18 protein-coding genes are annotated in these 20,411 nt (G+C 38.7%); 16 read left to right on the plus strand and 2 right to left on the minus strand.

The window, feature by feature from the left end:
- Positions 1-44: 44 nt before the first annotated feature.
- Positions 45-1,184, minus strand: a complete 1,140-nt coding sequence (locus LC419_RS19920; protein ID WP_223608989.1) for an EpsG family protein — start codon at positions 1,182-1,184, stop codon at positions 45-47.
- A gap of 332 nt (positions 1,185-1,516) precedes the next feature.
- Between LC419_RS19920 and LC419_RS19925 the strand changes: the two genes are divergently transcribed.
- The 6 genes from LC419_RS19925 to LC419_RS19950 all read left to right on the plus strand — a co-directional run bounded on the left by LC419_RS19925 (position 1,517) and on the right by LC419_RS19950 (position 8,839).
- Positions 1,517-5,170 carry an MMPL family transporter gene (locus tag LC419_RS19925; protein WP_223608990.1) on the plus strand — a complete coding sequence of 1,218 codons (3,654 nt, stop codon included), beginning with the start codon at positions 1,517-1,519 and terminating at the stop codon, positions 5,168-5,170.
- A 43-nt stretch (positions 5,171-5,213) separates the two neighbouring features.
- Positions 5,214-6,128, plus strand: a complete 915-nt coding sequence (locus tag LC419_RS19930) for a dialkylrecorsinol condensing enzyme DarA (RefSeq protein ID WP_223608991.1) — start codon at positions 5,214-5,216, stop codon at positions 6,126-6,128.
- Position 6,129: 1 nt separating this feature from the next.
- Positions 6,130-7,269 carry a beta-ketoacyl-ACP synthase III gene (locus LC419_RS19935; protein WP_223608992.1) on the plus strand — a complete coding sequence of 380 codons (1,140 nt, stop codon included), beginning with the start codon at positions 6,130-6,132 and terminating at the stop codon, positions 7,267-7,269.
- The gene (locus LC419_RS19940) at positions 7,269-7,700 is read left to right on the plus strand and encodes a hypothetical protein (protein ID WP_223608993.1); all 432 of its coding nucleotides are present in this window, start codon (positions 7,269-7,271) and stop codon (positions 7,698-7,700) included. Before LC419_RS19935 ends, LC419_RS19940 begins: the two co-directional genes overlap by 1 nt.
- Before the next feature lie 5 nt (positions 7,701-7,705).
- A complete protein-coding gene (locus LC419_RS19945) occupies positions 7,706-8,149 on the plus strand; it encodes an ABC transporter permease (RefSeq protein WP_223608994.1) in 444 nt (147 codons plus the stop codon).
- Positions 8,150-8,569: 420 nt separating this feature from the next.
- The gene (locus LC419_RS19950; protein WP_223608995.1) at positions 8,570-8,839 is read left to right on the plus strand and encodes a hypothetical protein; all 270 of its coding nucleotides are present in this window, start codon (positions 8,570-8,572) and stop codon (positions 8,837-8,839) included.
- 78 nt (positions 8,840-8,917) lie between these two features.
- Here the strand turns inward: LC419_RS19950 and LC419_RS19955 are convergent, their stop codons facing one another.
- Positions 8,918-11,830 (minus strand): pitrilysin family protein, encoded by a 2,913-nt coding sequence (locus LC419_RS19955; RefSeq protein ID WP_223608996.1) that lies wholly within the window; start codon positions 11,828-11,830, stop codon positions 8,918-8,920.
- Between the two features lie 262 nt (positions 11,831-12,092).
- Here LC419_RS19955 and LC419_RS19960 point away from each other — a divergent pair, with 262 nt between their 5' ends.
- The 10 genes from LC419_RS19960 (at position 12,093) to LC419_RS20005 (ending at position 20,362) form a co-directional block, all read left to right on the plus strand.
- On the plus strand, positions 12,093-12,497 hold the full coding sequence (locus LC419_RS19960; protein ID WP_223608997.1) for a hypothetical protein: 405 nt from the start codon (positions 12,093-12,095) through the stop codon (positions 12,495-12,497).
- A 67-nt stretch (positions 12,498-12,564) separates the two neighbouring features.
- The gene (locus LC419_RS19965) at positions 12,565-13,560 is read left to right on the plus strand and encodes a BtrH N-terminal domain-containing protein (RefSeq protein WP_223608998.1); all 996 of its coding nucleotides are present in this window, start codon (positions 12,565-12,567) and stop codon (positions 13,558-13,560) included.
- A 1-nt stretch (position 13,561) separates the two neighbouring features.
- On the plus strand, positions 13,562-14,320 hold the full coding sequence (locus LC419_RS19970) for an ABC transporter ATP-binding protein (protein ID WP_223608999.1): 759 nt from the start codon (positions 13,562-13,564) through the stop codon (positions 14,318-14,320).
- Positions 14,307-15,575 carry an ABC transporter permease gene (locus tag LC419_RS19975; protein WP_223609000.1) on the plus strand — a complete coding sequence of 423 codons (1,269 nt, stop codon included), beginning with the start codon at positions 14,307-14,309 and terminating at the stop codon, positions 15,573-15,575. Before LC419_RS19970 ends, LC419_RS19975 begins: the two co-directional genes overlap by 14 nt.
- Positions 15,565-15,990, plus strand: coding sequence for a thioesterase family protein (locus LC419_RS19980; RefSeq protein ID WP_223609001.1), 426 nt, complete (start codon positions 15,565-15,567; stop codon positions 15,988-15,990). Before LC419_RS19975 ends, LC419_RS19980 begins: the two co-directional genes overlap by 11 nt.
- Positions 15,990-17,123 (plus strand): beta-ketoacyl synthase N-terminal-like domain-containing protein, encoded by a 1,134-nt coding sequence (locus tag LC419_RS19985; protein ID WP_223609002.1) that lies wholly within the window; start codon positions 15,990-15,992, stop codon positions 17,121-17,123. The genes LC419_RS19980 and LC419_RS19985 overlap by 1 nt, the downstream gene beginning before the upstream one ends.
- 10 nt (positions 17,124-17,133) lie before the next feature.
- Positions 17,134-17,673 carry a 3-oxoacyl-ACP synthase gene (locus LC419_RS19990; RefSeq protein WP_223609003.1) on the plus strand — a complete coding sequence of 180 codons (540 nt, stop codon included), beginning with the start codon at positions 17,134-17,136 and terminating at the stop codon, positions 17,671-17,673.
- 80 nt (positions 17,674-17,753) lie between these two features.
- Positions 17,754-18,011 (plus strand): phosphopantetheine-binding protein, encoded by a 258-nt coding sequence (locus LC419_RS19995; protein ID WP_034727005.1) that lies wholly within the window; start codon positions 17,754-17,756, stop codon positions 18,009-18,011.
- 93 nt (positions 18,012-18,104) lie between these two features.
- The gene (locus LC419_RS20000) at positions 18,105-19,304 is read left to right on the plus strand and encodes a beta-ketoacyl-[acyl-carrier-protein] synthase family protein (RefSeq protein ID WP_223609004.1); all 1,200 of its coding nucleotides are present in this window, start codon (positions 18,105-18,107) and stop codon (positions 19,302-19,304) included.
- Positions 19,301-20,362 (plus strand): beta-ketoacyl synthase N-terminal-like domain-containing protein, encoded by a 1,062-nt coding sequence (locus LC419_RS20005; RefSeq protein WP_223609005.1) that lies wholly within the window; start codon positions 19,301-19,303, stop codon positions 20,360-20,362. Before LC419_RS20000 ends, LC419_RS20005 begins: the two co-directional genes overlap by 4 nt.
- Positions 20,363-20,411 lie beyond the last annotated feature (49 nt).

Genomic DNA, 20,411 nt, shown 5'->3' on the forward strand with positions numbered 1-20,411 from the left:
GGTCTGCCGCTGTCTTTTATATGATATGATCGATAGATTAATTACTAAGGAAGAATGTGATTTTTATAAAGTTCGGTTGTAAATCTGCCTACTTTTATATTATTAAAGGAGCAGAACACCACAAAATTAAAAATAACAAGGGCTATGATAAAGGAGTAAATTACCTTTTTCATTCCACTGGAAACCACATACATTGTATTGGGGATAATGATATAAGAAAACCCGATAAATGCTCCTACCAGCCTGGATGAGAATACGGGATTGTTTCTGAAAATAAAGTAAAAACATATCCCTATTACCGCATAGGCTCTATGGTATTCGTAGTACGGATACAGTTCTTTCATTTTGGTATCGAACGCAAAGAGGAAGAAGGTGAGGATCATCATCATGGCCTCCGGGATCCCGAAACCACCATTCAGTCTTTCTATGGACTCATCCATGTATCCATTCAGACCTTCTACAAGGATATTGTCAGACGCCATACCACTCAGGAAATCTCCAAAAACCCGGTAGATTTCAAACGGCGAAAGAAATATTGAAACTATGATCAGCACCAGCATTACGGTTTTGCTCAGAGGAATACGGGCTAGCCAATACAGCGGAAGAAACAGATAACTTACCGTGTGGATTCCGGATGCAATAAATATAAAGAAGAGATAATGCCAGAGTTTCCGCTCTTTGATATACCGGATGGCAAAGTAAACAATGAATGTTCCTAAGTTCTGCCGGATCTGCCCACTCTCCCCAACAAAGAAGTAGGGGACAAACATAAACAGGGTAAATGTGAAAGGATAAAAAGTATTGTCTTCCGTATATTCTATCTTAAAAGAAATAGCGCAGATCGCAATCACGAGCGTGAGGACGTAAAAAGGTGCATCAAAAATATTGAGCAATATCTTATTGATCAGAGTATACAGCCATTCTACATCCAGCTGATCGGGGCCTTCAATATGCAGCATCTTCAGAAAGATACTTTCATAACTTTTGGTATCGGAATAGATGTACAATCCTCTGTAACTTCCGTAGTCGGGTCCTACATTATCACGGAAACCAACCAGGATAATAAGATATACTCCCAAAAGCCAAAGCCACTTTTTTTCTACTTTTTTTCCAAATACTTCCATCAGACTGAAAAAAAGCATGTAGACCATTGCAACTAAGAAATATGGATGTAATATACTCATGCTAGTCTATCGTTTTTTTTAATCGGTACATTGCACAGGGAAAATCCAGATCTGTCACTAGATAGGAAATACAGCAGAAAAGGAAATACTATGGGAAATAGAAATCCGTCTATTTTTTCATCATTTTTTTTCAACATATCTAAAACAGATTCTTATTTCTTTAATAATAATATGGGTTGAAAATATATTTTTTGAAAGGGAACTTTTGCAAAAGTAGAATATTTTTTTATTCTGCCTAGAATATTTTGTTGATTTTCAGACAAAACTTATAGCCCAAATGTTTTGAACTAATGTTGAAAAAATTAAATTTGCAGACTTGATTTCACAATGTAATGCATCGTTTTTTTATATTTTTATATTATCTGATTTCCAAAAATAAGATTCTTTCTGCAATTATTACGCTAGGAATAGCTGTAATATGCGGTTTTTTTGCTTCAAAAATTAATTTTGAAGAGGACATTAACCAGATCATACCTAAAAATGAAAAATCAGATCTTACAGCAAAAGTTCTTAAACAGCTGAATTTTTCAGACAAGATCATCGTGATCATAGAAAACAAATCTAAGGAAGATGAATTCCAGCTTTCCGAGACGGCTGACACTTTTCTTCAGAAAGTGGAACCTCTGAAAAAATACATCGGCTCTGTTCAGGGAAAGGTCAATGACGGTGAAATCTCTGAAACATTTGATTTTGTGAACCAAAATCTCCCCCTGTTCCTTGATGAAAACGATTATAAGGAAATTGAACGGAAACTTCAGAAAGACAGCATTTCAAAACAGGTAGAGAACAATTATGTGTCCCTGGTTTCTCCAACGAGTCTTGTGACAAAAGAGTTTATCAAAAAAGATCCGCTGGGAATTACGTATTTAGGCATCAAAAAATTAAATGCTTTAAACATCAGCAAAGATTTCAAACTTGAAGATAATTATATCGTAACCAAAGACGGGGAAAATCTTCTTCTCTTCATTGAACCGAAAAATAAAAGCAATGACACCAAGGGCAATGAGGCTTTTATCAACCAACTTAACGAGATAAAAGATGGTATCAACAAACAGTTTAAAGGAAAAACAGAGCTCAGCTATTTCGGTTCTCCGGTAATTGCCGTGGCGAATGCTCAACAGATCAAAAAAGATATCCAGAATACGGTCATGATTTCAATGACAGTGCTATTGGTCCTTCTGATTTATTATTTCAGGAACTTTTTTACTCCGATCATCGTATTTCTTCCGACTGTGTTTTCGGTGCTCCTTGCCCTGCTGATCCTTTATTTCATTAAAGATAAAATTTCCGCTATTTCTTTAAGTGTAGGCGCTATCCTTATTGGAATTACGATAGATTATGCTCTTCATATTCTTACCCATTACAAGCATAATAACAATATAGAAGAGCTTTACAAAGAGATCACACAGCCCATCGTACTGAGCAGTGCCACGACGGCTGTTTCTTTTCTGTGTCTGGTATTTGTACGTTCTGAAGCGCTGAAGGATCTAGGTCTTTTTGCCGCAATTACTGTTATTTTATCTTCGGTCACGGCATTGATCATTGTACCTCAACTTTATAAACCTAAACAGAAAGAAGATCATCACAGTACCAATTTCATCGATAAGATCGGGTCTTATCCTTATGAGAAAAACAAACCTCTGATTATAGGCTGTTCTATCATCATCGTTGCCTGTCTTTTTGGCTTCAGGCATGTAGGTTTTAATGAAGATATCGGGGACCTCAATTACATTCCGAAAGACTTAAAGATAAGTGAAGCCAAGTTGCAGAAGCTTTCGGACATCACTTCCAAATCTATTTATACCATTTCTTATGGAGATTCGGAGGAAGAGGCACTGGCAAGAAACTCCCGCCTGAGCAATTTCCTTGAAAAAGAAAAAAAGGAAGGAAAAATCCTGAGCTACAGCTCCCTTGGAAACGTTGTCCTGTCTGAAAAGGATCAGAAACAAAGAATCGAAACATGGAAGAAATTCTGGGATCCGGATAAGAAAAACCGAACGGTTTCAGAAATGGTGAGCAGTGGAAATAAGTTTGGCTTCAACAGCAGTGCTTTTGATACTTTCAATGAAGTTTTAAATAAAAACTATACGGAATTAAGCCTCAAAGATTATGAGAAAGTAAAAGCTTTACAGATCTCCGAATTCCTGAGCAATGAAAACGGTTTTTATACGGTTTCCAATGTCGTCAAGGTAGATGAGAAGAAAAGAGACAACTTTATAAAAGATGTTGAGAAACATCATGATGCACTGGCTATCGACCGCCAGCAGATGAACGAAAACTTTCTGGGACTGCTGAAGAGAGATTTCAGTACGCTGATCAATTATTCTCTTCTCGCCATTGTTCTGACGATCATTGTTTTCTTCAGGAACTTCGAACTTACGGTTCTTACCATGTTTCCGATTGTATTGACCGGTGTGGTAACGGCTGGTATTCTTTATTTCCTGGGATTGGAATTGAATATTTTCAGTACAGTAGTTTGTACACTGGTATTCGGTGTGGGAGATGACTTCAGTATTTTCCTTACAAAGGCGATGCAGAAGGAACATACAACCGGGAAAAATGAACTTCCGACTTACAGAACCTCCATTATTCTGGCAGTTTTCACAACGATATTGTCTATTGGCTCTCTGATCTTTGCCAAACATCCGGCTTTACATTCACTGGCGCTGGTGGCCTTGATCGGGATGTTTTCCGTGATCATTATTACCTCAACGCTTTATCCCTTCTGGTTTAGATTACTCATTACAAACAGGGCCAAAAAAGGACTTTCGCCTATCACTTTCAGACTGTTTTTAAGATGTATCATTTCCTTCTTTTACTATGGATTGGGAGGTTTGGTTTTTTCACTGATCGGAAGTGTCTTTGTCAAAAAATCAAAAGGGAAAATGTTAGATATTATTAAATTAATTTTAGCTAAATTTTTAACATCGGTACTGCACATCAGTCCTTTTGTAAAGAAAACAGTGATAAAAAATCCGGCAGAAGATTTTAGCAGACCGGCCGTGATCATTGCCAATCATACCTCTTTCCTGGATACACTTGCCATCGCCATGGCAACGCATAAGATCATTTATCTGGTGAATGACTGGGTGTATGATTCTCCGGTTTTCGGAAAACTGGTAAGAGCGCTCGGCTTTTATCCGGTTTCGCAGGGAATAGAGAACGGTATAGAAAAGTTGAAAGAAAAAATTGATCAGGGATATTCGCTGGTTGTTTTTCCGGAAGCGGAACGTTCTTATACAAATGATGTAAAAAGATTCCACAAAGGAGCATTCTATCTTGCAGAACAGTTCGGATTGGATATTCTTCCATTATACATTCATGGGAATTCTGAAGTACTGCCGAAAGGGGATTTCATCATCTACGACGGAAGCATTACGGTAAAAGTAGGTGACAGGATCAGCAAAGATGATATGAGCTTTGGGAAAAACTATTCAGAAAGAACGAAAAAGATCAATGCGTATTTCAGAGAAAAATTTGCCGCGCTTAGAAACGAACTGGAGGATGAAAATTATTTCAGGAAAAAATTATTCCTGAGCTATTTATTCAAAGACAGTGAGGTGGTAAAAGAAGTTAAAGATGATTTCAATGCGAACAAATCAGTTTATTTTGAATTGAATAAGCACATTGCAAGGGATGCATCTATTCTGCATATGGCTAATGACTTTGGACAAAAAGATGTACTTTTAACCCTTTATCAGGCAGAAAGAAGGATTTTTTCACTCATTACAGATGAAGAAAAAAGGCAGGTTGCTATGCAGACTTATCTGGTGAAAAGGAGAAAGATTCATTACATCAAAACTGTTTCTGAGATCCACAAGAGCACTGATACTCTTCTGGTTACGGATCACCATTTTGACCTTCATACGCTGGAAAAACTTCCTGAGACGATTATCTTCCTGAATACAATTAATTCAGACTTTAATAATTCAGATTATTATGAACAATTTAATTCAAAAGGAATAAAAATATTCAAAAAACACTAAATAAATATGAAAAGCATATTTTTGTAACCGCTAAAGAATATTAATGAAAAAAAATATACTCGTAATCTATTATTCGCAGACAGGACAGCTGGAAGATATTGTGAAGAATGTGGCGCAACCTTTTGAAGCCAAAAAAGAGGAATATGATGTTACGTATTATAATATTCAGCTGAAAGAGGACTTTCCTTTTCCATGGCCGGAAGATGTTTTCTTCAATACTTTTCCTGAATCTTATCTTCAGATCCCGAAAGAGATCTTTCCACCTTCTGAAGAGATACTGAACAAAAAGTATGACCTCATCTTATTCGGATATCAGGTATGGTATCTTACCCCGTCTATTCCCATCATCTCCTTTTTAAAGAGTGGCTTTGCGGAAAAGATTCTGAAAGATACTGATGTGGTAACCATTTCCGGAACCAGAAATATGTGGATGCTTTCTCAGGAGAAACTGAAGGTATATCTAAAAGACCTTGGAGCAAAATTAGTAGGAAACATAGCGTTAGTGGACAGACACGACAATTATACAAGTGTACTGACGATCTTACGCTGGCTGACTACGGGAAAGAAAGAGAAATCGGGAATGCTTCCTGCTGCTGGGGTTTCGGATGAAGAGATTTCAGGATCTGTAAAGTATGGCCGCATTATAGAAAAGCATTTCAACAGTGGAAATCTGTCCGGTCTTCAACCTGAACTGGTACAAAACGGAGCGATAGAAATCCGCCCTTTTTTAGTGAGAGTGGAAAAAGTAGGAAACAAAATATTCACCATATGGTCTAATCTGATTATAAAGAAAAAAGAGAAACGTCCATTGCTGATAAAATTCTTTAAGGTATATTTGATGGCCGCGATATGGATTATCTCACCTGTCGTCTTAGTTTTACACCTACTGACAACCCCCATATTCTGGTTTAAAAGACAAAAACAAAAAACATATTTACAAGGAATTAATTTAAAATAGAATGTACGACGTATTTATAACAAAAGCATCAACATATTTACCTAACAACCCGGTATCAAATGATGAAATGGAGACTTATCTTGGTCTGATAAATGACGCTCCTTCTAAAGCAAAATCATTGATTTTAAGAAACAACAAGATCACGACAAGATACTATGCTTTGGACAAAGAAGGAAATCCTACTCACACCAATGCACAGCTGACAGCAAAAGCTGTAGAAGGACTATTCGATGAAAATTTCAAAAAGGAAGATATGAAACTGTTGTCCGTAGGAACTACTTCTCCGGATCAGATGCAGCCTTCACACGCTTCTATGGTTCATGGTGAGCTGAATATCGGTAAATCTATTGAAATTAATACCGCTACAGGTCTTTGTAATTCCGGGATGAATGCCCTGAACTACGGATTCCTTTCTGTAAAGGCCGGTGTGAATGAAAATGCAGTATGCGCAGGTTCAGAAAGAATGTCTGCATGGATGACCGCCGATAAATTCAACCATGAAGCTGAAAATTTAAAAGCACTGGAAGAAAGACCTATCATTGCCTTCAAGAGAGAATTCCTGAGATGGATGCTTTCTGACGGTGCAGGTTCATTCCTTCTTGAAAATAAGCCGAGAGAAACTGGAATTTCTTTAAAAATAGAATTCATCGATTTCTATTCTTACGCTCACGAGATTGAAGCGTGTATGTATGCAGGATGCGACAAGCAGGAGGACGGAAGCCTTAAATCATGGGCAGACTACCCTTCTGATGAATGGCTGAAGCAATCTATCTTTGCGATCAAGCAAGATACCAAGATCCTGGACAAATACATCCTGGTAAAGGGTGCGGAAAGCTTAAGATCTTCTTTCGACAAACATCAGTTGGATCCCGCAAAGATCGATCACGTTCTGGCTCATATTTCTTCAGGCTATTTCAAAGACGGTCTGAAAGACGAGTTTGCTAAAAAAGGAATGGATTTCCCGGCAGAGAAATGGTTCTACAACCTTTCTGACATCGGAAACATCGGAGCCGGTTCTATCTTCGTAGCCCTGGAAGAATTAATGAATTCCGGAACGCTGAAAAAAGGAGAAAAAGTATTACTTTGTGTTCCTGAAAGCGGAAGATTTGCTTACTCTTGTGCGCTATTAACGGTTTGCTAATGAAACACCAACTGCCAACATCCGATACAGATTTTGTAGGAAGCCTTATTCCACAGCGTTTTCCGTTTGTCATGGTTCATGAGCTTACGGAATTTTCTGAAAGTCATCTTATATCAGGATTTGAGATCAAAGATGATAATATTTTTATCCAGGACGGAACATTTCAGGCTTCCGGACTTATAGAGCATCAGGCACAGAGTGTGGCTTTACATACCGGTTACAAATATTATCTTCTAGGAAAAGAAGCGCCTACCGGATATATCGGTGCCATCAAATCTTTTGAAGCGGAAACCCTTCCTAAAACAGGTGACCGTCTGGTATCGGAAGTAACGATCCTGAATGAAGTAATGGGCGTAACGCTGGTAGATATTGTCACGAAACTGAATGGCGCAATCATTGCAAAATCCCAAATGAAAACTGCTGTAAAATAACTGTCATGGAGATCAGAGAAGACCAACTTATCAATATACATAACTTTCTGCCGCACCGCGAACCGATGCTGATGGCAGATTATATCCTGGAATTGACCAAAGAAAAAGTTGTGACTTCCTTTGAAATTAAAGAAGATAATGTTTTCGTCCACAATAATGAACTTGCAGAAGCCGGCCTGATTGAAAATCTTGCTCAAACCTGCTCTTCTATTCTGGGACAAAGCTTCTTCGAAAATCCAGAAGCAGATACCAAAGTGATCGGCTTTATCACCAATATTAAAAAGATCGAACTTTTTGGTCTTCCGAAGACAGGAGATAAGATCATTTCAAAAGCCTCACTGATCTCTCAGTATGAAAATGTCTGCAATATTTTTTGTGAGACATTTAATAATGAGGAGCTGCTGATTAGGGCAGAGATCAATCTGTTTATTCAGGAGGTAAAATCTTAAGAATCCACTTCAGTGAAAATATAGAACCGTACGATTATCGTGCGGTTTTTTTTTTGCTACATCAGATCAAATGTAGGTTTTAGCTAAATCCGGATCGATCGGATGTTGAACGTTAAGCGCCAAACAGACTAAAGTCCTTCTATTGATCTGCCTATTCGTGAAAAGATGAGTTTTTATGTTTCTAACCACGGATGGCACGGATTTTCAAAGATGATTGTGGAGAAGAAAGATAGAGGCTGGGAGTTATTGAAGTCGGGGAATAACTTTATGCCTGTTTTATTGTTCCTTTAAAACTCCCTTATCAAATTGTATAATAAGCTATCATACATTAAAAACCTGCCAGTAACTTCCAGCCTTCATCTTCCTTTCCCAAATACTTAATAACCCTTATTTTTCGATATATTTGATGAAAATAAAAGTATGAGTGTAAAAGTAAGGTTCTATTCAGATAATGTTGAATTTGATTTTGAAAATTCTGTTGAGTTTCCAATCGCTCCGCAAATTGGGGATGAAGTGAATCTTATTTCATTTTTTAAATACAAGACCTCTGAAAGATTGGAATATTATAACAATATGGATGATCTTGATCTGTATAATGATGCTGTTGTTTCTCAGCGCACCTGGTGCAACGATCTTGACAAAGAGGAAGTATATCTGCTGGTAAAACTGACTTACCGTCCAAACAGATAAATGTATTTCGAAATTAAAATCAGAAAATAAAAAAGCGGAGCATTGCTGCTCCGCTTAAAAAATTGGTATCATAAAGGGTTAGTACCCGAAGATTTCTTCAAGAGATACCTCCTGGAACGTTCCCATTTTATTGATGGATTCCATATTCAGGTTTTCTTTTTTACCAATGATCGCTGTATTGTATTTTACAGGTTTGATCTCAGTATCATAGAAGCTCGTAAGCTGCGGTAAGGTCAGCCCCTGAATCTCAGAATATATATCTTTTCTGATATCATAATCTACTCCCAGCTTTTTCAGTGCCATCTGATTAAAGAAAATATTCGTTCTGTTAATTCTGTTAGAAGCAATCTGCTTCAGCGCAGAACCCCTTGAGTTCTCGAACTGTGCAGGAATCTGTGGCAGAGACACCATAAGATCATTCATTGCATTGACTGCTAACGGAAGCTTATTGGCCTGAGTTCCGATATAGTTTGTGATATAGTTCGCATGTCCCTTTTCCGTTGCATTAGCGTAAGAAACATAAGCAGAGTAAGCCAGTGACTTACTTTCTCTGATCTCCTGAAATACAATAGAAGACAGTCCTCTTCCAAAATACTCGTTGAAAACATTCGCTTTTCCGAAGTTGCTTAAGTTCACCTCATTTCCTTTGGCTACTTTAGACATTTCCATCTGAACCATATCGTAGTTGGTGAAATATACTTTTCCCTCAGCAGCAGGCTCAGCATATTCTTTAGCTTTTGCCGGCTGAACACTTGTTTCAGCGATATATGGCTTCACTGCTTTTTCTAAACCTGACTGCTCCTGTCCGTAAAGAAATACTTCATAGGGAGACTGGTTAAGTACTTTGATTTTCTTAGTCAGTTCGTTCACATCAATACTCTCAAGACGTTCTTTAGAAACAATGTCCGTCATTCTTGAATTCTTACCATACTTAGCATAATTCGTCAGAGCAGCCATGATTCTTGTTTTATCCTTTTTACCGGCGGCTCTTGCCTCCAATATAGTTTTTACAGTCTTCGAATAAGTGTCTTTGTCTGCTTTTACATTCGTCAGCCAGTGATTCATCAGCTCAGCACCTTTCTTCATATTGGCTTCAAGACCGCTTAAAGTGATTATCACCTGATCATTTGAAGTTCTGAAACTGTAAGAGATTCCCAGTTTGTAGAACTCACCTTTCAGCTGTTCAGGAGTATATTTATCCGTTCCAAGATATTCGAAAAGGGTCACTGCGATGGACAGCTCCTTATCATTATCAGTTCCGAAAGGGAAAATATAGCTGATCTGCGCTACATCATTATATTTATTTTTTACAAAGCTAACTTTCTTGTCCTTGATCTGAGTGGTCTGGATCGCCGCTTTATAATCGATGAACTCAGGTTTCGTCTCAGCTACTTTACTGCTCAATATACCTTTAAGGAAAGGTGATTGTGCTTCTCTGTTCAGCTTGATCGGGGTAATTCCAGGATTCTGTACACGAACCAGTTTATCATTCACTCCTTTTTCTTTATACACAACCACATAGTTGTCTTTGAAAAATTCGTTGGCAAATTTCACGACATCAGCTTTTGTGATTTTTTCATATTGATTGATATCATTCAATTCCTGCTCCCAGGTTTGCTCGTTGATATAAGTACTGTACAATGTGGTCGCTAATCCGTCTGCCGTTTCCCACGACTTCATACGCTGTACTTTCTTATCATTAACGATCGCTTTCAGCATCCAATCCGGAAATTGTCCTTTTTTCACAAGATCCAACTGATCTAACAATAATTTTTTAGCATCATCAAAACTCTGTCCTTCTTTCGGAGTTACAGACATTGTAAAAGCACCATAGGTTTTAAAGGCAGATTCGTAAGCGCCTGCACCCAGTACTTTTTGTGTTTGGTTCATATTAAGATCTATAAGACCGGCATCTCCCCTGTTGCTTAAAATTTCTGCAACTACGTCTGCTAACCTTGCATTCTGGCTTCCATTGGAATCGGATCTCCATGCAAGAGTCATTCTCGGTGTGCTCGGGCTTTTCACGGTTCTCGTCACAATGCTTTCCATAGGCTGTTCCGATACCATCTTTTTCATCGGCAGCTCTTTGTATTTGAAAGCTCCAAAATACTGATCTACCATTTTTATGGTTTTATCAAAATCAAGATCTCCTACCAGAACAACTGCCATATTGTTAGGCACATAATAGGTGTCAAAATATTTATGAATAGCAACCATTGACGGGCTTTTCAGGTGTTCTGAAGTTCCGATAGTTGTCTGCTGACCATTCGGATGTTTTGGGAAAAGAGCCTCCATCATGGCATAATTGACAAGACGGCCGTCATTATCCTGAGCTCTGTTGTATTCCTCATACACCGCTTCCAGTTCTGTGTGGAAAAGACGCAGTACCAGTTCGGAAAAACGTTCTTTTTCCACCTGCAGCCATTTTTCAAGCTCGTTGGATGGGATATTGTTTTTATAAACCGTTTCATCAAGCCAGGTGTGAGCGTTTGTTCCCGTGGCACCTAATGAAGAAATCGCTTTATCATATTCGTTAGCGATCGCATATTTGGAAGCTTCCTGAGAAACCTCATCTATTTTCTTATAAAGCAGTTTTTTCTTTTCAGGATCCTTTTCAGCTTTGTGTTGCTCGTAAAGATCAGAGATCTGTTGCAGCAATGCTTTTTCCTTTGCCCAGTCCTGAGTTCCCAAATGAGAAGTTCCCTTGAAAACCATATGCTCCAGATAATGCGCCAAACCGGTATTGTCGCTAGGGTCATTATTGGATCCTGTTCTTACCGGAATATAGGTCTGAATTCTCGGAGCATCATCATTTTTAGCCAGATACACCTTCAATCCGTTTTTCAGAGTATACACCCTTACTCCGGACTGATCATTCTTTACCGTTTGATAGGTATAGCCCTGGTTATCTGTAAGTGTTTGTGTGTCAAATTTCTGCGCCATCGCACTGATCATACAGAAAAGCGAAACAGAAATAAAAAATTTCTTCATAAGTCTTATTTATTTTATCCAAATTTCTTAGAACTCTATTAGTCTACGAATATTATACAGTTGTTACAGCATAAATGTTACAAATTAGGAATTAATAATTTTGCATCAAAAACAGTCTGATCCCTTTCAGTAGCCCATCCTGAGCATTCTGATTTAATATGATTTACATATAATGTATTTTCACTATTTTAGCCAACTGATTAAAAAGAATTAAAAAGGTGAATGAATTTTCATCTTAAAGTAAAACAATAATACGGTTTACATGAAAAAACAAGACCTGCCTCAGGATGAAAGCAATCTGAAGTCAGCAAACATGACTGAAGTCTTGTATGTGACGGATGAAAACGATAATTATACGACGGCCAACAGCATCGGTTGGGAAGCTAAAAAAGCAGCCCTGGAAGAATCTTTGGAACTTATTCATGAAAGAATTGAAGAAGCCAGACAGGACGTCGCTAATCAGATATCAAGTCCCATCATTTATTTCATGGAACTGAATAAAATGGATCTGAGTGTGCTCGCTTCCTATGTCGGAATGTGGCAGTGGAGAGTGAAAAGACACGCAAAACCAAAAGTATTTAAAACACTAAGCGAATCCGTACTGAAAAAATATGCCGATGCATTCGGGATTTCAGTGGATGAATTAAAGAACTTTGACGGAAAATAATATTGAAATGAAGCATACCATCCTATGCATAATTTCATTTCGCCAATGAAAAAGATAAAAGCAGCAAATGAAACTTAACTTTGAACACCATCAGACCGCACATTGCGAAAACGGTGTTGCCTCCAATCTGTTACTCAACAAAGGCTTAAAACTCAGTGAACCAATGATCTTCGGGATCGGTTCCGGACTGTTTTTTGTCTATCTGCCATTTTTGAAAGTCAATTTTGCTCCAGGCTTCAGCTATCGTCCGATGCCGGGTGCTATTTTCAGTAAGGCAGCCAAAAGATTGGGAATTAAAATCAAAAGAGAAAAATTTTCTAATCCTAAAGAGGCCCAGTCCGCTCTGGAAAGAAACTTAAATCAGAATATCCCGACAGGACTTCAGGTAGGCGTTTTCAACCTTACCTATTTCCCTGAAGAATATAAATTCCACTTCAATGCCCACAACCTTGTAGTCTACGGAAAAGAGGACGGGAAATTCCTGATCAGCGACCCGGTAATGGATTATACAACTTCCCTGTCCGAAGCTGAACTGGAAAAGGTAAGATATGCCAAAGGCGCATTACCTCCAAAAGGACATATGTACTACCCGACGTACATCCCGGACCATGTAAATATTGAAGAAGCCATTAAAAAAGGAATCAAAGATACTTGCAAAAATATGCTGGCTCCGGTTCCCCTTATCGGTGTAAAAGCTATGAGATGGGTTGCTAAAAGCATCCCGAAATGGGCAGAAAAGAAAGGAACCAAAGTCACCAACCATTATCTCGGACAGCTGATCAGAATGCAGGAAGAGATCGGTACCGGCGGCGGCGGTTTCAGATTTATCTACGGAGCATTTCTTCAGGAAGCGGCCGTGATTCTTAAAAATGATGAATTAAAAGAACTATCCAAAGAAATCACCGCCATCGGTGATCTGTGGAGAGACTTTGCCGTAGATATTGCGCGTGTTTACAAAAACCGAAATTCAAAAAGCGACATCTACAACAACCTTTCAAAATCTATGCTTCATATTGCAGACCTGGAAGAAGCTTTCTATAAAAAACTGAGAAAAGCGATCTGATATGGCGGAGAACATGATTGAGATCAAAAATCTATACAAAAAGTACAAAAACTCCGAAGAGTTTTCTGTGAATGATATCTCGCTGAATATTGAGAAAAATGAAATTTATGGTATTCTGGGGCCAAACGGTGCCGGAAAAACCACTCTGATTTCCATGCTTTCAGGATTAATCAAACCCACTTCCGGACAGTTTACGATCAACGGTCTGTCTCCTCAGAAAGACAGTTTCAAGATCAAGGAGATCATCGGAATCGTGCCTCAGGAATATGCGCTCTATCCTACTCTTACGGCAAAAGAAAACCTAATGTTCTACGGAAGTCTGTACGGATTAAAGCATAAAGAACTTAAAAGAATCATCGATGAATCTTTAGAAATCATGGGCCTTTCAAAGTTTGCAGATAAAAAAGTAGAACAGTTCTCCGGAGGAATGAAACGCCGCTGCAATCTTATCGCAGGAACGCTTCACAATCCTAAAGTACTGTTTCTCGATGAACCTACGGTAGGTGTTGATGTTCAGTCTAAGAAAGTAATCATTGATTTCTTGCAGGAGCTGAATAAAAACGGAACGTGTATCATCTACACCTCCCACCACCTTTCCGAGGCAGAAGAATTCTGTACAAAGATCGCCATTATCGACAGAGGAAGAATTCACGCCGTAGGAACGCCGGAAGAACTGGTGGCACAGATTGCCAACGCTGAAAACCTGGAAGACGTTTTCATATCATTAACAGGAAAAGAACTAAGAGATGTTGTTGTATAAACTTTGGAGAAGCTTCGTGAAGGAAATCCTTCTTCTGAAGAGAGATATCGGGGGAATAGTCATTATTTTCGTCATGCCGTTGCTGTTAATTGTAACGATTACTTTAATTCAGGATTCTACTTTCAAAAATCTGGAAGGTTCAAAAATCCCGATTATTTTCATTGACAATGACAAATCCGAGGTATCTAAAAACATAAAACAGGAACTGGAAACCAGCAAAACGTTCCAGCTGCTGACCAATTACACCGAAAGGTCAGCACAGGAAGCTGTATTTTCCGGAGATTACCAGATGGCGATTGTTATTCCTGAAAACTTAACGAAAGATTTAAATTCAAATATAGATTCCAAAGTTCAGACGATCGTAAGTTCATTCGGACTGGAGGGAGATACGGCAGCTGTGAAAAAAGCAGCTCCGAAAGCCAAAGAAATTCATCTGTATTTTGACCCGGCAACCAATGTTGGATTCAAAAACTCCGTGATGAATTCCGTGAATAAAATGGTTTTTGAGATCGAAAACAAAAAGATCTACAAAGCATTTCAGGATCAGTTAGGAACGGAAGAAAACCTTGATGAAAACAAAAACCTCATCAGCTTCAAAGAGATCACCCCGAAAAAAGGAGCCATGGATGTGATGCCGAACTCGGTTCAGCACAATGTTCCGGCCTGGACGCTTTTTGCGATCTTCTTTATTGTCGTTCCGCTTTCTATCAATTTAGTCAAAGAAAAAAGTCAGGGCACCAGCGTAAGAGCAAGAATCAGCCCTACACCGTACTTTGTTCATATTTTAGGAAAAACATTTACGTATCTCATCATCTGTATCATTCAATTTTTACTGATGGTCGCTGTGGGAATCTATCTTTTCCCTTATATGGATCTGCCGGCATTTGATGTCTCAGGAAAAATGTTACAGCTTATTGTGGTCACTTTATTTTCCGGACTGGCAGCCATCGGATTTGGAGTTTTGCTGGGAACTATTGCAGATACTCAGGAGCAGTCTGCGCCTTTCGGAGCCACTTCAGTAGTGGTCTTAGCAGCTATCGGAGGAATATGGGTTCCCGTATTTTTAATGCCGGAATTTATGCAGACTGTAGCTAAATTCTCCCCGATGAACTGGGGACTGAATGCCTATTATGATATTATTTTAAGAAACAGTGGTATCGGAGGAATTGCCAAAGAACTTGCTTTCCTCTTTGCGTTCTATATTGCGATGGTCGCGATTTCTATTTTTTACGAAAGGAAACAAAATGCAGTCTAAAGAAAACATATTAACCTGTACAGAAGAAGTAAGGGTAAGATTCAATGAAACAGATCCGCTGGGCATCGTCTGGCACGGACATTATATCGTGTATTTTGAAGATGGAAGAGAAGCCTTCGGAAGAGAGCATGGCCTTACTTATCTTGATATTCAGAGAGAAGGCTACGTGACGCCTATCGTAAAAAGCACCTGCGAACATTTCCTTCCGTTAAAATATGGAGAAACATTCAGGATCGTTACCACGTTTGTGAATTCGGTATCTGCCAAACTGATCTATACCTATGAGCTTTTAAATCAGGATGATCAGCTGGTATGCAGTGGAGAAACCATTCAGGTTTTCTTAGACAGCAACGGAAGCCTGTGCCTTTATAATCCTGAGTTTTTTCAGGCATGGAAAGATAAAATGGGATTATAATGAAGAAAGAAATTTATATTACAGACTACAACTGTGTCACTCCTTTAGGATTTGACATCACTTCGAACTGGAATCATCTGGTAGAAGGAAAATCAGGCGTTGGTCTGCATCAGGTGATAGAAAATCAGGAAGCTTTTTATGCTTCCATTATTGACACTGAAAAGCTAGAAGAAGAATTTAAAAACAATTTTGACGATCAGGATTTTACAAGACTGGAAAAAATGTTTCTTCTCAGCTTAAAATCTTTGGTTGAAAAGCATGAAATTACTGAAGAAACCGCTTTTATCTTATCAACTACCAAGGGGAATATCAGCTTATTAAAAAATCAGACGGCATTACCGGAAGGTGTTTATCTTTCAAAATTAGCACAAAAAATTGCTGATTATTTTGGGTTTAAAACAAAACCCATCGTGGTTTCCAATGCCTGCGTTTCAGGAGTAATGGCTATTGCTGTTGCTAAAAACATGATCCAGGCTGGAAAATACAAAGATGCCTTCGTAATAGCAGGTGATGAGGTTTCGGAGTTTGTAATCTCAGGATTCAACTCTTTCCAGGCCATCGGAACAGAGCCATGCAAACCTTACGACAAAAAAAGAAACGGAATCAATATCGGTGAAGGCACAGCAGCAGTATATATTACTTCTGCCCCAAGTGAAAACGAAAAATTTAGGTTTAAAATACTGGGCGATTCCGCAGTAAATGATGCCAACCATATTTCCGGACCTTCCAGAACAGGAGACGGACTGTATGCAAGCATCAAAAATGCAATGACTGAAGCGAATATCACCGCTGATCAGATTGATTTTATTTCCGCCCACGGAACCGCCACGATCTATAATGACGAGATGGAAGCCATCGCTTTCAACAGAATGAAACTTCGAAATGCTCCATTGAACAGCATGAAAGGATATTACGGACACTGTCTTGGTGCGTCGGGACTTTTGGAAAGCATTATCTCCATGGAAAGCGCCCGCCACGGACTGCTGATTCCTTCTAAAAACTTTGAAGAAACGGGAGTTTCCCAATCTTTAAATATCATTACAGAAAACCAGTCTGCATCCATTCAATATATTTTAAAGACAGCTTCAGGCTTTGGCGGATGCAATGCAGCGATTGTTTTGGAAAAATGTTAAAATGAAAGTGATGAAGAAAACTGACAGCTGTACCATAGAACATTCAAAAATAACCGTTAACGGACTTCCTGTTTTTGAAAGCCAGGCGGAAACATTTCACGATTTCGCGAAAGAAGCTTATAAAAGTTTAGAACTCAATTATTCCAAATTTCACAAGATGGATAACCTGAGTAAGCTTGCTTTTCTCGCTGCTGAAATGATTTTAAAAGACGAAGATCACAGCAGAACAGCAGTGGTTCTTGCCAACCGATCATCCAGTCTGGATACCGATTTCAAATATCAGGAAAGTATCAACTCAGAAGAAAATTACTTCCCGAGCCCTGCCGTATTTGTCTACACCTTACCTAATATCTGTGTAGGTGAGATCAGCATTAAACATCAAATGCAGACGGAAAATGCTTTTTTCGTTCTGGATGAATTGGATGAACAATTTTTAAACGACTATGCAGAGCAGATCCTGCTGTCCGGGAAAGCAGAAAAAGTTCTCTGCGGCTGGACGGAACTTTATCAGGAAAATTATAAAGCTTTTGTATATTTGCTAACCTTATAAAAATGTAACACTATAACAGTGTAGCAATGTAACAATTATTGGTAAACTGGTACATTGCCAAACTGGTAAATTAAATAATTATGGAAAACTTAAAAACAGAATTAAAGCACAAAATCATTGAAGTTCTAAACCTTGAAGACGTTTCTGTAGAGGAGATCAAAGATACGGATCCTCTTTTCGGAGGCGGATTGGGTCTTGATTCTATCGACGCTCTTGAGCTTATTGTTCTTTTGGATAAAGACTACGGAATAAAATTAGCCGATCCTAAAAAAGGAAAGGAAATTTTCCAATCTATTGATACAATGGCTCAGTTCATTGAAGACAACAGAACAAAATAAATAAATGTACCCATGTAATAGTTTAACAGTGCAGCAATTATTGGTAAACTGGTACATTGATACATTGGTATACTGTTTATATTAAAATAATAAATGAACAAGAAAATTGCCATCACAGGAATGGGCATCATTTCTTCCATCGGAAACAATGTGGAGGAAAATTTTATTTCGTTAAAAACCGGAAAAAACGGAATTTCTGACATCCAGATGTTTGAAACCCGCCATGCCGGAAGTATAAAAACAGGCGAAATAAAATGGTCTAATGAAGAGCTTGTACAACAGCTTCAGCTGCCTGAAGACAATAATGTGACGAGAACTTCTTTATTGGGCATGATGGCCGCAAAAGAAGCTGTAGCATCTGCCGGAATTTCAGATATCAATGAATACAAAACCGGTCTGATCTCTTCTACCAGTGTAGCCGGAATGGATATCACTGAAAGGTATTTCTACTCTTACGAAGACTTTCCTGAAAAGCAAAAATACATCGATGCTCACGATGCAGGAAATTCCTCCTTGGCCATCGCTGATTATCTTGGATTAAAAGGTATGGTTTCCACCATCAGTACAGCCTGCTCTTCAGCCGCGAATGCTATCATGATGGGTGCTAAACTGATTAAAAACGGAGTTTTAGACCGTGTGATCGTGGGTGGAACGGATTCTCTTTCAAAATTTACTTTGAATGGCTTCAACACGCTGATGATCCTTACAGATTCTTACAATACACCATTTGATAACGACAGAAAAGGCTTGAATCTTGGTGAAGCTGCTGCTTTTATCATTCTTGAATCTGATGAAGTCGTAAAAAAAGAGAACAAAAAAGTCCTGGCTTATCTTTCCGGCTATGGCAATGCGAATGACGCCCATCATCAGACCGCATCGTCAGAAAACGGACAGGGAGCTTTTCTCGCTATGCAGCAGGCTCTTAAAATATCCGGACTGGAAAAAAAGAACATCGATTACATCAACGTTCACGGAACGGCGACTCCCAATAATGATTTATCAGAAGGAATTGCCATGATCAGAATCTTCGGTGAAGGACAGGTTCCTGAATTCAGTTCTACCAAAGCTTTTACAGGACATACTCTGGCAGCAGCGGCGGGAATTGAAGCCGTATTTTCCATTTTGGCGATGCAGCACAGCATCATTTTCCCCAATCTGAATTTCAAAACGAAAATGACAGAATTTGATTTAACTCCGGTTACAGAACTGAAAGAGAAAAATATTAATCATGTTCTTTCCAATTCATTTGGATTCGGCGGTAACTGTTCCACCTTAATTTTCTCAAAATCATGAACGCAGTATACATCAACAGTGCATCCTGCATCTCTGTTCAGGACACTTTAAAAGAAAATTTCTTCTGGGATCTTAAAGCTGACCAGTCGGTTCAGATTTTAAAAGCTGTAGATCCTAACTATAAAGAATTTATTCCGCCTGCGATGATCAGGAGAATGTCTAAAACTGTAAAAATGAGCTCCGTAGCTTCCAGTTACGCTTTAAAAGAAGCAGGAATTGAAAAACCGGATGCCATCATTGTAGGAACGGGAATGGGATGTTCCCAAGATTCTGAAAAGTTTCTGAAAAACGTCATCGATAATAATGAAGAGTTCCTGACTCCGACATTTTTTATCCAGTCGACTCACAATACCGTTGCAGGGCAGATTGCTCTGGGACTTCAGTGTCATGCGTATAATTTCACGTATGTCAACACCTCTTCCTCACTGGAATTCTCTTTTCTGGACGCTAAGCTTCAGATCAACGACGGAGAGGCTGAAAATGTTCTCGTAGGTGCTGCAGATGAGCAGACGGACAGAACAATGGAACTTTACCGTCTCAACAATACCATTAAAAAAGAAGATGATCTTCCCGCTGATTATTTACATTCAAAAACGGATGGTGTGATCTGGGGCGAAGGTGCTGCTTTCTTTGTTTTAGGAAAAGATCAGACGGAAAGTTCTTACGCAAAACTTAGAGACATTCAGATTATTAATAGATTGGATGCAGAAGAAACACCTTCTTTTATAGCAGACTTTTTAGCAAAAAACAATTTGAAACATGAAGACATCGATGCTGTGATCTTAGGATTCAGTAGTGACTCTACATCCGATGTTTATTATACAAAAGCAATGGATGCATTCCAGAATTCAGCTTTACTGTATTATAAACATCTGAGTGGGGAATTCAATACGGCAAGTGGTTTTTCCACATTTATGGCCTGTCATATTCTGAAGGAACAGCACATTCCGGAAATCATGATGATCCGTTCAGCACAAAAGACAGAAGTTAAAAATATCCTTCTGTACAATCATCTGGCGGGAAATGACCATAGTCTGATGCTGCTGGAAAGAACTTAATAAAAGGAAGAAAGTGACCCGTTGGCTTTCCGCATACACTGATTAAAAT

This window comes from Chryseobacterium sp. OSA05B (assembly GCF_019970065.1).
In the GTDB taxonomy this organism is placed as follows: Bacteria; Bacteroidota; Bacteroidia; order Flavobacteriales; family Weeksellaceae; genus Chryseobacterium.